13 protein-coding genes and 1 pseudogene are annotated in these 12997 nt (G+C 66.2%); 4 read left to right on the top strand and 10 right to left on the bottom strand.

Features of this window, described 5'->3' with window-relative positions; genetic code table 11:
- Positions 1 to 51: 51 nt before the first annotated feature.
- On the top strand, positions 52 to 1140 hold the full coding sequence (locus WDN01_21295) for an LLM class flavin-dependent oxidoreductase (GenBank protein ID MEJ0028567.1): 1089 nt from the start codon (positions 52 to 54) through the stop codon (positions 1138 to 1140).
- Here WDN01_21295 and WDN01_21290 read toward each other — a convergent pair.
- Positions 1137 to 1985, bottom strand: coding sequence for a LysR substrate-binding domain-containing protein (locus WDN01_21290; GenBank protein ID MEJ0028566.1), 849 nt, complete (start codon positions 1983 to 1985; stop codon positions 1137 to 1139). The two genes, WDN01_21295 and WDN01_21290, sit on opposite strands and share 4 nt — an antisense overlap.
- 73 nt (positions 1986 to 2058) lie before the next feature.
- On the opposite strand from WDN01_21290, the gene WDN01_21285 reads away from it, so the two are divergent.
- The gene (locus tag WDN01_21285) at positions 2059 to 3009 is read left to right on the top strand and encodes an ABC transporter substrate-binding protein (GenBank protein MEJ0028565.1); all 951 of its coding nucleotides are present in this window, start codon (positions 2059 to 2061) and stop codon (positions 3007 to 3009) included.
- Between the two features lie 10 nt (positions 3010 to 3019).
- Here WDN01_21285 and WDN01_21280 read toward each other — a convergent pair whose 3' ends face one another.
- From WDN01_21280 to WDN01_21260, 5 genes are read right to left on the bottom strand one after another with little or no spacing between them, the layout of a single operon-like run.
- Positions 3020 to 3838: an ABC transporter ATP-binding protein gene (locus WDN01_21280; protein ID MEJ0028564.1), complete on the bottom strand. Its 819-nt coding sequence runs from the start codon at positions 3836 to 3838 to the stop codon at positions 3020 to 3022.
- Positions 3839 to 3840: 2 nt separating this feature from the next.
- Positions 3841 to 4647 (bottom strand): ABC transporter permease subunit, encoded by an 807-nt coding sequence (locus WDN01_21275; GenBank protein MEJ0028563.1) that lies wholly within the window; start codon positions 4645 to 4647, stop codon positions 3841 to 3843.
- Between the two features lie 53 nt (positions 4648 to 4700).
- Positions 4701 to 5063, bottom strand: a complete 363-nt coding sequence (locus WDN01_21270) for a ferredoxin family protein (protein MEJ0028562.1) — start codon at positions 5061 to 5063, stop codon at positions 4701 to 4703.
- Position 5064: 1 nt separating this feature from the next.
- On the bottom strand, positions 5065 to 6645 hold the full coding sequence (locus WDN01_21265; GenBank protein ID MEJ0028561.1) for an FAD-binding protein: 1581 nt from the start codon (positions 6643 to 6645) through the stop codon (positions 5065 to 5067).
- A gap of 12 nt (positions 6646 to 6657) precedes the next feature.
- Positions 6658 to 7353, bottom strand: a complete 696-nt coding sequence (locus tag WDN01_21260; protein ID MEJ0028560.1) for a peroxiredoxin-like family protein — start codon at positions 7351 to 7353, stop codon at positions 6658 to 6660.
- A gap of 194 nt (positions 7354 to 7547) precedes the next feature.
- Between WDN01_21260 and WDN01_21255 the strand changes: the two are divergent.
- Positions 7548 to 7850 (top strand): annotated as a pseudogene (locus WDN01_21255) (SDR family NAD(P)-dependent oxidoreductase).
- Positions 7851 to 7918: 68 nt separating this feature from the next.
- Positions 7919 to 8275, top strand: coding sequence for an SDR family oxidoreductase (locus WDN01_21250; GenBank protein ID MEJ0028559.1), 357 nt, complete (start codon positions 7919 to 7921; stop codon positions 8273 to 8275).
- On the opposite strand, the gene WDN01_21245 is transcribed toward WDN01_21250, so the two are convergent.
- From WDN01_21245 to WDN01_21230, 4 genes are all read right to left on the bottom strand, one after another.
- Positions 8276 to 9238 carry an alpha/beta hydrolase gene (locus WDN01_21245; GenBank protein MEJ0028558.1) on the bottom strand — a complete coding sequence of 321 codons (963 nt, stop codon included), beginning with the start codon at positions 9236 to 9238 and terminating at the stop codon, positions 8276 to 8278.
- A 7-nt stretch (positions 9239 to 9245) separates the two neighbouring features.
- A complete protein-coding gene (locus tag WDN01_21240) occupies positions 9246 to 11495 on the bottom strand; it encodes a TonB-dependent receptor (GenBank protein ID MEJ0028557.1) in 2250 nt (749 codons plus the stop codon).
- Between the two features lie 28 nt (positions 11496 to 11523).
- Entirely contained in the window at positions 11524 to 11760 is a 237-nt protein-coding gene (locus tag WDN01_21235) for a hypothetical protein (protein MEJ0028556.1), read from the bottom strand.
- Between the two features lie 243 nt (positions 11761 to 12003).
- Positions 12004 to 12978, bottom strand: a complete 975-nt coding sequence (locus WDN01_21230; protein ID MEJ0028555.1) for a D-2-hydroxyacid dehydrogenase family protein — start codon at positions 12976 to 12978, stop codon at positions 12004 to 12006.
- Between the last annotated feature and the right edge of the window lie 19 nt (positions 12979 to 12997).

Here is a 12997-nt window from a genome sequence, read left to right as displayed (position 1 = left end):
GGGGCGGACCAAACGGCTAATCTCTACCTGTCCACTAGAGATAGGTGCCCCGTGAGCGTCGAATTCATCGGCTTCGTGAATACGCAGGAAGTCTCCGAAACACGGCCGGCGAGCGGCCCGACAATCCAGCTCGATTACATCGAGAAGGTCGCGCGGGCGCATGAGGAAGGCGGCTTCGACCGCGTCCTGGTCGCGTTCGGATCCTCGTCGCCGGAAAGCATCCTGGTCGGCGCCCACGCCGCCTCGGTCACCTCGCGCCTGGGCCTGATGATCGCACACCGCCCCGGCTTCACCGCGCCGACCATCGCGGCGCGGCAATTCGCGACGCTGGACCAGCTCAGCAAGGGACGCGCAGCCGTGCACATCATCACCGGCGGCGACGATGCGGAGATGGCGCGCGACGGCGACCACACGACCAAGGACGAGCGCTATGCCCGCACCTCGGAATATCTCGACATCGTGCGGCTGGAATGGACGAGCGACAAGCCGTTCGACTATCGCGGCAAGTTCTATCAGGTCGAAGGCGCCTTCTCGTCCGTCAAGAATGTGCAGACACCGCACATCCCGGTCTATTTCGGCGGCTCGTCGGAGGCCGCGATCCCGGTCGCCGGCAAGCATGCCGACGTCTATGCGCTGTGGGGCGAGACCCAGGCCCAGGTGCGCGAGACCATCGCGCGGGTGCGCGCGGCGGCGGCGCCGCATGGCCGCAATCCGCGGTTCAGCCTGTCGCTGCGTCCGATCCTCGCCGCCACGGAAGAAGCGGCCTGGGCGCGCGCGGACCGCATCCTCGAACAGGTGAGGGACATCCGCGCCGCGCGCGGCCTGCCGATCTCGGGCCACCGTCCGGCGAACGAAGGCTCCAAGCGGCTTTTGGCCGCCGCCTCGCAGGGCAGCCGTCTCGACAAGCGGCTGTGGACGGGCGTTGCGGCGCTGACCGGCGCACAAGGCAATTCGACGTCGCTGGTCGGCACGCCGGAACAGGTGGCCGAGGCGCTGCTCGAATATTACGATCTCGGCGTCACCACCTTCCTCATCCGCGGCTTCGATCCTTATGACGATGCGGTCGATTACGGCACGAACCTCATTCCGGTCGTGCGCAAGCTGGTGCGCGAGCGCGAGGCGCTGAAAAAGGCCGGCTAAGGCAGGTCTTCGACCGCCTTGCGCACCAAGGCCCCCAGACGTGCGATCGAGGGGCTCTCCGCATTGCGGGCGTAGAGGGCATAGGCGATTTCGGGAAGAGACGGCAGCCGGTTGGATTCGATCTCGCCCAGGCCGGCGCCGCCGGTGAAGAGCGAGGTCCGGCAGGTTATGCCGAGACCGCCCGCGACGGCCGCGCGCAAGCCGGTCAGATGCGGCGTCTGCACCACGATTCGATAGGGGATGTCCGCCTTCTCGAGCGTCTTCAATGCGATGTTGCGGAAGGCGCAAGGTTCGGTGAGGACGGCGAGCGGTAGGACGTCCTGCTTGGAGAGCTCGGGATCGCCGATCCACAGCGTCCGGGCACGCCGGATGACTTCGCGCTCCTCGATCGGCGAAACGCACAACGCGACGTCGAGCCTGCCCTCCCGCAAATGCTCCTGCAGCTCGGCCGTGCCGGCGGCGCGAACTTCGAGCTGCGCCTCGGGATGAAGCAGGGTGAATTGCCGGAGGACGCCGGAGAGAAGCACTTCCGCGAAATCCTGCACCATGCCGACGCGGACCGGACCGTGCACGGCTTCGCCCCGCAGCGACACCACCGCCTGATCGTTGATGTCGAGGATCTGCCGCGCATAGGCGAGCAACTCGGTGCCCGCCGGCGTCAGGACGAGCTTGCGGGCGCCCTCGCGCAGGAACAGCGGCCGCTGCAGGAGTTCCTCGAGACGCTTGATCTGCAGGCTGAGCGCCGACTGCGTGACGAAGACGCGCTCCGTCGCCTTCGCCATCGAGCCGGTGTCGACGATGGCGGCGAAGCTCCGCAAAAGTTCTGTCGGCAGATTGGTGACCATGAGGCTTACTTCGCTTGCGAGAGGGGGACTTATATCTTAATCTCTAGTGGTTTAATAGTGTATGGTGATCGATATGGCAAAGCTCTTCCGCGCTTCTCTCCTGGCATGGGCTTTCCTGGCCGCCCTTCCGGCGCTGGCGCATGCCGAAAGCGGCATCGTCCTCAAGGTTGGCGACCAAAAAGGCAGCACGCAGGCGGTGATGGCGGCGGCCGGGGTCCTGAAGGACCTGCCCTATCGCATCGAATGGGACGTGTTCGCGGCGGCCCAGCCGCTGCTGGAAGCCCTGAACGCGGGCGCCATCGACACCGGCGGCGTCGGGGACGGGCCGTTCCTGTTCGCCTTCGCGGCCGGCGCGCCGATCAAGGTCGTCTCGGTCTATCACGGCGACGTGCATGACAGCGTGGCGATCGTGGCGCTGCCGAGCTCGCCGATCCGCCGCGCCGCCGATCTGAAGGGCCATATCGTCGGAACCACGCGCGGCTCGATCGGGCATTATCTGCTGCTGAAAGCGCTGGCGCAGGCCAGACTGACGCCGCAGGACGTGACGCTCGTGTTTCTCGACCCCGGCAGCGCGAAGGCCGCGCTGGAAAGCGGTTCGATCGAAGCCTGGGCGACCTGGGATCCCTATGTCGCGCTCGCGGTCACGCAGGACAAGGCGCGCGTGGTGGCGAACGGGAACGGGTTGCTGCCGGGCTATGGCTTCCAGGCGGCGAGCCAGAACGCTATCAACACGAAGCGCGCCGCGCTCGCGGATTTCCTCAAGCGGCTGGCGAAGGCGCGGCAATGGATCGTGGCGCACAAGGGCGAATTCGCCCTCGCCTGGTCGAAGGAGACGGGCCTGCCGCTTGCCGTCGCACAGGCCGTGATCGCCCGGCAGAATTATGTGACCGTGCCGATCGACCAGAAGGTGATCGGCTCGCTCGCCAACGGCATCGCCATCTATCGCGCCGCGGGCGCGATCAGCGGCGCGCCGGATGTGGCGACGGCTTTCGACAAATCGTTCAACGCAATCCTGGTCCCCTGAGCGGGAAACGTCAGCCGGTCGCGGACACGAGGACGGGCGTGCCGCCGCGCCGCGGCGGCGGCGCCTTCGGCTGAACCGCCTGTTCGCCCTGAGGCGCATGCGGATGCACCTCGACGCCGAGCGCGGCGAGAAGCTCCGCCCGCATCAGCGAAAAGCCGACCATCGCGCGATCGCGCGGATGCGGCTCGGAGATCGAAATCTCCTTCTGGATGCGCCCGTCGCCGAGCACCAGGACGCGATCGGCCAAGAGCAGCGCCTCGTCGACATCGTGCGTGACCAGAAGAACGCTCGGCTTGTGCACGGTCCACAGCGCGGAGACCAATTGGTGCATCTTGATGCGGGTGAGCGCGTCCAGCGCCGCGAAGGGCTCGTCCAGCAAGAGGAGCTTCGGCTCGCGCACAAGCGCGCGGGCCAGCGCCGCGCGCTGCGCTTCGCCGCCGGACAATGTCGCGGGCCAGGCATCAAGCCGATGCGCCAGCCCGACCTCGGTCAGCGCCTGCACGGCCCGCGCCCGCACATCGGGGCCGCTGAGTCCGAGGGTGACGTTCTGCCAGACCTTCTTCCACGGCATCAACCGCGGCTCCTGAAACACCACCGCGCGCGTCGCGGGAACGGAGACCTGCCCTTCGGTGACAGGATCGAGGCCGGCCAGCGTGCGCAGGAACGTCGTCTTGCCCGAGCCGCTGCGGCCGAGCAGCGCCACGAACTCGCCGGGCGCGATATCGAAATCGAGGCCGTCGAGCACGGTGACGGCGCCGAAGCGGCGGCTGAGGCCGCGGACGGCCACGCCCGCCTCTGTGGCCGCCAGAGGCGTTTGGTGGATCGACATGGTCAGCCTTTCAGGATCGAGGGGCGCCAGGCAAGCGCCCGATGCTCGAGGGTGCGGATGATGACGTCGGTCAGAAGCCCCAGAAGCCCATACACCATCAGGCCGACCACGATGATGTCCGTGCGCATGAAATCGCGCGCCGACATGATGAGATAGCCGATGCCGCTCGACGCGTTGATCTGCTCGGCGACGACGAGGCTCAGCCACGAAATGCCCATCGCGTAGCGAAGGCCGACGAGAAAGGACGGCAAGGCCCCCGGCAGAACGACATGGCGCAGGAGCTGCCACTGGTTGAGGCCGAAGGTGCGGCCGGCTTCCAACAGCTTCTTGTCGATGCCGCGGATGCCCGAATAGAGGTTGAGATAGATGGGATAGACGGTGCCGAGCGCGACCAGCGCGATCTTCGGCGTCTCGCCGATGCCGAACCAGAGAATGAACAGCGGAACGAGCGCGAGAAACGGGATCGCGCGGAGGATCTGGAGCGGCGCGTCGATCGCGGTCTCGCCGCGGCGCGACAGGCCGGAGATCAGCGCGAAGACAGTCCCGAGGCTCACGCCGATCGCCAGACCCTCCATCGCGCGGCCGAGCGACACCAGAAGGTTGTCGGCCAGTTCGCCGTCGGCGATGAGCGTCCAGAGCGTGTCGAGCACGTGCAATGGCGACGCCAGCGTGCGCTCGGGGATCAGCCCGGCCGACGAGGCCGCCTGCCAGGCGACGAGAATGAGCAGCGGGCTTATGGCGCGCGCCGCCGATTGGGCGATCTGCCCCGCTTTTGCGGACACGGGACGCGGGATGACGAGTGTGGCCATATGCCCTCCAATATCTATAGAATTACTATAGATACTCCTGCGCAACAAGTCCCTCAGCGCGATGGGGTATCCGTGCTCTCCAGCGTCCGCGCCAGCGCGAAGACCGTTTCCATGCGCCAATGCTCGTTGCTGTAGCCGGGATCGGAGGACCATTCCGCCCAGCCGGAATCGCGCCGGTAGCGGCCGAGCGCGCCCAGGATGGCGTGCTCCCCGACGGCGCCCCGCGATTCGCAATCGGGGCCGACATATACCGCGTCGGCGTCGCAATAGAGCTCGCACATGAAGCAGGTCTGGCAGGCAGAGGGACGTGCGATCCGCGGCGGCCCATCGCCGGACAGGTCGAAGACGTCGGTCGGGCAGACCCGGACGCAGGCATTGCAGCCGGTGCAGCGCGAGGCCACGATCAGCTCGATCATCTCAGGCCACCTTGATCTCGGGTGCGAGGTCCGCCGCGACGTCGATGCGATCGAGCCCCGACGCCAGCAGCCGATGCGCCAGGGCGCCATCCGTGGCCGGCCGGTCCGTTCGCTGATGCATGCCGCGGCTTTCTCCGCGTGCCAGCGCCGCGCGGGAACTCCAGCGCGACGCGGCGAGCATGGCCGCAGCCTCCCGCAAGCGAAGGGATGCCGGGCCCGGTTCTGCATTCCGCACGCGGATCTCGCTCCAGGCGCCATCGAGCTTTGCCAGCGACCGCGTGAGCTTTTTTTCGCTGCGGAACAGGTTCTTATCGTAAGCCAGGGTCTCGTCGCGGATCAGATCAATGAGCGAGGCCGTCTCCTGCGCGGTGACGGTGGGCGCCGAGCCAGAGCGCAGACCGGCGCCGCCGGTGCGTTCGACCCGCCGGTTCGCGCGGCGGCCGAGCGCACGCGCCCTTTGCGCGGCGCCCTCCCCGGCCCATTGCCCGGACGAAAGCGCCCAGGACGAATTCTGCGCGCCGCCGCCGGAGGTCGCGCCGGCGATCAATTCCCGGGTCGCCGCATCGCCGGCCGCATAGAGGCCGGGCACATCGGTCTGGCACGACCGGTCGGCGATCCTAAGGCCGCCGATGCCGCGCACCGTGCCTTCGCCGCGGAGCGCGATCTCGAAACGCTGCGTGAACGGATCGACGCCGGCGCGGTCGAACACCAGCAGGAAATTCGGCGATATGTTCGGCAGGATCGCACGGATCTCCGCCGGCATGCGCGCCAGCGTCGCGAACACCGGGCCGTCCAGCAAGGCGGGCGCCAGCGTGCGGGCCACGTCCTGTCCCAGCGGGATGGCCAACTCGCGGCCCGCGGCATCGAAATAACGGGCGAAGGCAAAGGACATCGAGCGCGTCATCGACGACCAGGCCGGCGCCACTGTGTAATAGCTAGTGAATTCCATACCGGAGAGGCGCGCGCCCGCCTCCGCCGCCATCAAGAGGCCGTCGCCGGTGTTGGTGCGCGACCCTAAGAGATGCGAGGCAAAGGCGCAGCCGCCGCTTGCGACGACCACCGCGCCGGCGCGGACCTGCCAGGCGCGCTGCTGCTGGCGCGCATAGCCGGCGGCCCCAGCCACCGAGCCATCGGCATGGAGGAGAAGCTCGAGGGCCGGCGACTGATCCAGGATGGCGACGCCGCTGTCCTCGGCATAGCGGCGCATGGCACGCATATATTCGGGCCCGCGCAGGGCGCGAAAGCGCGGCGCCCCACCCTCACCCAGCGAAAAGCGGTAATAGCCCGCGAGAAGCGGAATGCTTTCCCATGTCCTCTCGATGATACGGGACATCCAGCCGGCGTCGGCGAGACCGAAGGCACGGGCGTTGCGCGCCGCGACCGCTTCGCTCCGCTTGCCGGGCGCGACCCACCAATGGCCGGGGCCGGCGGAAGCGGTGACGCCGCTCGTCCCGCAATAGCCCTTTTCGGCAAGGATCACGCTCGCGCCGGCGCGCGCGGCCGCAATGGCAGCCCAAGTCCCCGCAAGGCCGCCGCCGATCACCAGGACATCGGCCTCATATGCCAGGGTGTCGCGCTCCATCGCTGACGCCGGTTACTCGGCGGCAATCGAGCGTGACGGGTGGACGAGCTTTTCGACCGCGGAGACGACGGGTTCGGCTTCGGTCCGCGCCAGCCAGTCCGGGCTCACATCGGCGAAGGCGACGACGCGGTCCTGTCCGATCACGATCACGGCCGGCATAGGCAATTCCCAGGTTCCGGTTCCGGTGACCTCGCCGATCGACGTGCCCTTCTTCACCGCGGCGCGGCGCGAGGGCTCGTCGAAGCTGTAGAGAATGCCGAAGCGGCGCCCCAGCGCGTTGTCGGTATCGGTGACGACGGGGAACGGAAAATTGTGGCGCGTCTTGATTTCGACCAATCTGTCGCCGCGCTGCGGGCTGACCGCGATCAGCGTCGCGCCCAGGCGCTCGAGGGCGGGATGGAGATTGCGCTGATAATAAGGGAGCGCGATGTTGCAGGCTGGACATCCGGCGAAGCGGAAGAAGATGAGGACGGCCGGCCCCCGGGCCAGCAAATCTTCGAGCGAAAGATCGGCGCCTTCGACTTCGCGCAGGGTGAACGGCGCCACCAAATCGCCGGGCTTGACGAAACCGTCCCGGTCCGCGGTCCGCTCCAGCAGCGTCCGTTGGTCGATGTTAACCTGGAGATCTTCCGGCTTCCAGGTCGCGACGCGTTCCGCGTGCAGTTGCGCGAGCAGATCCCGCACCGATTCCGTCTTTTCCAGCGCCATCACCGGCCTCCACATTCATTGCCGAAGGCAACGGTGCGGGATGGGCGCGGGCTCCGCCAGACAGCTTTTCTCAACCTGGCATCGAGTTTATCTCAATTGGCCCGCCGGCCCACGGAAGCGACATTACAGACGAGGCGCCCCGGCGAACGCAAGAGGAGTGCGAATTGGGTCTGCAACTGAAGGGCAAGCGTGCCGTGGTCACCGGCGGAAGCCGTGGGATCGGAAAAGTCATCGCGCGCGAATTGGCCGCGGAGGGCGTCGATGTCGCCATCGGCGCGCGAAACCAGGAGCAGCTCGCCGCCGCTGCGCGCGAACTGAACGAGGCCGGCGATGCCCGCATCGTCGCGCTTGCGGTCGACACATCGGACGACGCATCGGTCGCGGCCTTCATCGCGGCGGCGGCCAAGGCTCTGGGCGGCATCGACATCCTCGTGAACAACGCCGCCCAGCCCGGCGGCGCCGCACCGGCGGCGCGGCTCGAGCAGGTCACGGCGGAGGCCCTGCTGGAAGATGTGAACGTCAAGGTCGCGGCTATCTGCGGACGGCGCGCGGCGCCGTTCCCCATATGCTGGAAGGCGGCTGGGGGCGCATCATCAATATCGGCGGGCTGGCGGCGCGCCGTTCCGGCCATTACGTCGCTTCGGTGCGCAATTCGGCGGTCAGCGCGATCACCAAGAACCTCGCCGACGAGTTCGGCAGGAGAGGTATCAATGTCAACGCGATCCATCCGGGCGCGACGCGAACCGAACGGACCGACGCCGAAGCGGCGGCCAAATTCGCGGCCAACGCGACCATCGGCCGGATCGTGGACGCGACCGAGATTGCCTGGCTGGTGGCCTTCCTGGCGTCACCGAAGAGCGTCGCCATCAACGGCGAGACGATCGCGGCCGGTGGCGGCACGCCGGGCGTGATCGACTATTGATCAGTTCGGAAGGCTCGAAAGAAACGCCGCGGCATCGTCCGCGGAGCGCGCCGGAATTTCGACCTGCGGCAGATGGCCGACGCCCGGATAGACGACCAGCTTCGCGCCGGGAATGGCATCGGCGAATTTGTGCGCGCTTGCCACGCCGATCAGCGGATCGACCGCACCCCACAGCACGAGCGTGGGGATCGCGACATGCGACAGCGCTTCCTTGGTCGCGATGCCGAGCTTGCCGGGCGCCAGCGACATCAGGATGTCGCGATGGCCGGGTGCACGCTGGAATTCCGCCCAGCGCGCAATGAAGGCATCGGTGATGACGGCGGGATTGCCGACCTCGCCACGCAGGCCGCTGCGGATGAGCGGGGTGTTGTCAATGCTCTTCAGGAAGGCGCGGCCCCAGCTATATTGGAGGAGGCGGAAGGCGAGCGGGGGCGATTTCAGCGTCTCGCTCGGCCAGCCGGCGGCGTCCACCAGGATGAGCGCACGCAACCGCGCCGGATAACGCAGCGCGAACTGCCAGGCGATGCCGCCACCCAGCGAGTTTCCGGCGATGGCGAATTTGGGCAGGTTCAATTTCGCCGCCAGCGCATCGATCAGAGCCGTGCTCTCATCGTCGTTCAGAACATAGTCCGAAGGCGCGCGCGTCAGCCCGTGACCCGGCAGATCGATGCGGATGATGCGGAAGCGATCTTGCAGCCGGGCCGTCCAGCCATCCCAACTGGTGAAGGAATCGCCGAAGCCATGGACGAGCAGGAGGACCGGCGCCTTGCGATCCCCCTCGTCCCTATAGTGCAGCCGCACGCCGCCCGGCAGATCGGCGAAATGCGACTGCGCGTTGGCATATTTCGCCTCCAGCGCCGCGTAGGGGATGTCCGGCCCGCGCAGAACGAACCACCAATAGCCGACCGCCACGACGATCAGGGCGACCAGGAGCCAGCCAACCAGCTTCAATGCGGACCGCATGGCGCGCTCAATATTTCAGGCTGAGGCGGACGCCGACCGTGGCCGGCTCGCCGCGCTGGGCGATGTTGATGTCCGTCAGGAAGAAATTGCGCGTGGTGTCGTAATTCGCATTGAAGATATTGTGGCCGAACAAAGCTACCGACCAAGGCTGGCCCTCGGGCGTGAGCGTGAGGTTCGCATTGGCGAGCCAATAGGCGTGGACATTATAGACCGGGCCCAGCAGCAGCGGGTCGAAATGGTCGTGGAAGGCATAGTCGGCCTCCGCCTCGAGCGAATAGCCCGGCAGCAGGAACGTATAGGCGGCCGATCCGCCATAGCTCCACGGCGCGAAGCCGACACGCGCGCCCTTCCGGTTGACGAAGACCGGATTGAGCGCATTGCCCGGAGGCACGCAGATCGATGCCGGCACGCAAAGCGCCGTGGTCGCGGCGATGTCGAGATCGTTGGCGTATTCGTCGAACTGGCCGTCCTTCCAGCCGACCGATTGCGACAGCTCCAGCTCGGGGATCGGCTGCCACTTGCCTTCGAACTCGAAGCCGTAGATGTGCGATTTGCGGGCGTTGACGATCGCGCCGATGGCCCCGAAGTCGGACCAGATCGCCGATTGCACCTGCTGATTGTGGTAGTCGTAATAGAAGCCGGCACCGTTGAGCTGCAGCGTGCCGTCGGCGAGCGTTGTCTTGAAGCCGCCTTCATACGCCCAGAGCGTTTCCGGCTTGAAGGCGCCGACCGCGCTGGCGCTGGGCACGTTGTAGGAGGTGAAGCCGCCCGACTTCACGCCTTCGCTGACGCTGACATAGAGCAGCGTGTTTTCCAGCGGCTTGTATTCCAGCTCCGCCTTGCCGGAGAGGTTGGTGTTGTTGAGCGTCTTGTCCGCGGTCGGGCTGAACGCCGTCGGCGGCGTGCCCGGCGCGAAGATGCCGGCGGTCACGTAATCCTTCTGTTCGCGGTGTTCGCTTTCGCCGCGCAGCCCGCCGATCAGCGACCATTGCTCGTTGAAATGATATTGGACCTGACCGAACAGCGCCTCGCTCTCGACATGCTGGTTGTAGGTCGTCTGGGTGATGAAGCCGAGCGACTGCCAGAAATCGGAATCGAAGAACTCGTTCAGATCCTCGTGCGAGAAATAGAACCCGACGAGCCAGGTGAGCGGCGCGGTTGCGTCGTTCGAGGCCAGACGCAGTTCCTGCGAATAGACGTTCGCGTTGGTATTGAAATAGGTGCCGGCATAGGCCAGCGAAGACGCGTCCCAGTCGTTGTATTCCTTGCGGTCGAGATTCTCGTAGGACGAGATCGAGGTCAGCGTGGCGAATCCGAAATCGGCATTCGCGCGCAGGCTGACGCCGCCGCTGGTCGTATCGTGGAACGGCTTGGTATCGACCGGCTTGCCGATCAGATCGGCGAAGGTCTGCGATCCGCCCCAGCCGGTCTGCGCGTTGTTGGTGAAGGCCGGCACCACCTGACCGCTGAGATAGATGTTGGGAATGGGATTGAAAAGGTAGAGGCCGGTCGGCTCGGAATCGTCATAGCCCCAATGGCCTTCGAGCAGGAAATTGACCGTGCTGGAGGCGTTCCACTGCAGCTGGCCGCGCAGCGCGGTGGTGTCCTTGTCGCCGAGCGACTCCCCGGTTTCGCGGTTCTTCTGCCAGGCGCCGCCCTGGTCAGTGACGATGGCGAGGCGCCCGAGCAGATCGTCGGAGATCGGGCCCGAGACATAGCCCTCGGCATGGAATTCGTCATGGCTGTCGAACTCTGCCGTCAGACCGGCGGTGAAATCCTCCGTCGGCTTGTTGGTGATGAAGTTGACCGCGCCGCCGGTGGTGTTCTGGCCGTAGAGCGTGCCTTGCGGCCCGCGCAACACCTCCACCCGGCCGATGTCGAACAGCAGGCCCTGGGTCTGAGCCGGCACGGGATAGGCCACCTCGTCGACATAGACGCCGACGGTCGAGCTGTTGTTCGAGCCATAATCATCGAAGCCGACGCCGCGCAGGCGGAATTGCGGCTGGCCGCTGCCGAAAGCCGGCACGATTTCAAGACTGGGCGTGGCGTATTGCAGGTTGTTGATCTGCGTGACGTTATGCTTCACGAGGTCGTCGGCCGACAGCACCGTCAGGGCGATGCCGACGTTCTGCGCTGATTCCGACCGCCTTTCGGCCGTGACCGTCACGGTCTCGATCGCCGTCGGCAGCGTATCGGCAAACGCCAGATTCGATGTCAGCAGCACCGTCAGCGACGCAACAACAAGCTTGGTTTTCATCATACCCCTCGAACAACAATGACTCTTCTTACACGCGCAGACTGCCGCGGCGAAAGCCGACGACCGGCCATTTGAAGCGGCGCACGGTGCGAACCGGCGCAGCCGCCGTCCGGCCTTCGCAATGCGCAAGCACTTTCTGATGAAGGTCGGCCCCCGCGTCATCGCCCCATTCGCGCAATTGCGCAATCTTGCGGCGCAGATGCCACTCGGCAGAGCCGCCGAATTCGCGCTTCCACAAGCGCGCGATGCTGTCGATGCCGGCCACCCCGTAGTCCCCCGTCAAACCCGCACGCCGCCCCGAAAGCGGGCCCGGAGGCCCGCCAAGTCCAGGGAGGAAACGCCGCCAAGAAAGCAGCATCGAATCAATACTATATCGTTTTACTAGAGTAAAGGCTCACCGAAGGCCCGCGCGCGATCGTCCGACCAGCAGGCCGCCGCCGTCGGCCTGAAGCCAAGCAACAAGGATATCGGTCGCAACAGGCCAAGCCTATGGGACGATGCCAATGCTTCAAACTGGGCGGTGCAACACGCGGACCGGCTCGCCGCGCAGATATGCGGCAACGGCAAGGGCCGCTCCAACATGGAAGCGGCGCATCGTCGGCTCGGTCACGAAGCCCAGATGCGGCGTCATGGTGACGTTTTCCAGCGCTTGGAGCGGATGGTCCTTCGGAAGCGGTTCCTCGTCGAACACGTCCAGCCCCGCCCCTGCGATACGCCTCTCCCGCAAGGCCTCCACCAAGGCGGCCTCGTCGACGATAGGGCCTCGCGAGGTGTTGATGAGGTAAGCAGTCAGCTTCATTGCAGACAGCTCCGCCCGGCCGACCAGCCCCCTGCTCCGATCACTCAGCACATAATGGATGCTGACGATGTCGCTGGTTCTGAACAGCGTATCCTTGTCGACCCGCACCGCCCCTGCCGCCTGCGCGGCTTCGTCGGTCAGATTCGAACTCCAGGCCAGCACCTTTAGGTCGAAAGCCCGCGCATAGCGCGCGATATGGGTTCCGATCTTTCCGAGGCCGACGAGACCCAGCGTTCGTCCGGCAACCGCCACGCCAAGACTGTGCTGCCAATCTCCGCGCCGCAGGCGCTCCGCCTCCGCCGGAATATTGCGGACGGTGGCCAAAAGCAGGCCCCAGGCAAATTCCGCGGTCGATGTGGGCGCCGAGGGCAGATCGTCGGGCGCGGCCCCATCGATCACCACGACGCCCCGATCCGCCGCGGCGGCTTCATCGATGGTCCGCACATGGGCGTCCGTCACGACGATCGCCTTGAGGTTCGGAAGCCGATCGAGAATCGATTTCGAAAGACGCGCGCGCTCCCGCACCGTGCATAGGACATCGAAGGGCTGGAGGGCGTCCACGATCTCGTCATCGGACAAATGCCTGTTGAACACGCGGACGGAGGCCAGCCGTTCGACAGGCGACCAGTCGGCCAATCTCAACGCGGCATCGGCATAGTCATCGAGTATCGCGACATTCACCATAACAAGGGACCCTGGGGTT

This window comes from Rhizomicrobium sp. (genome assembly GCA_037200985.1).
Lineage (GTDB): Bacteria > Pseudomonadota > Alphaproteobacteria > Micropepsales > Micropepsaceae > Rhizomicrobium.
Note: the sequence above shows the minus strand (reverse complement) of the source record. Positions and strands in the feature narration are given on the sequence as shown.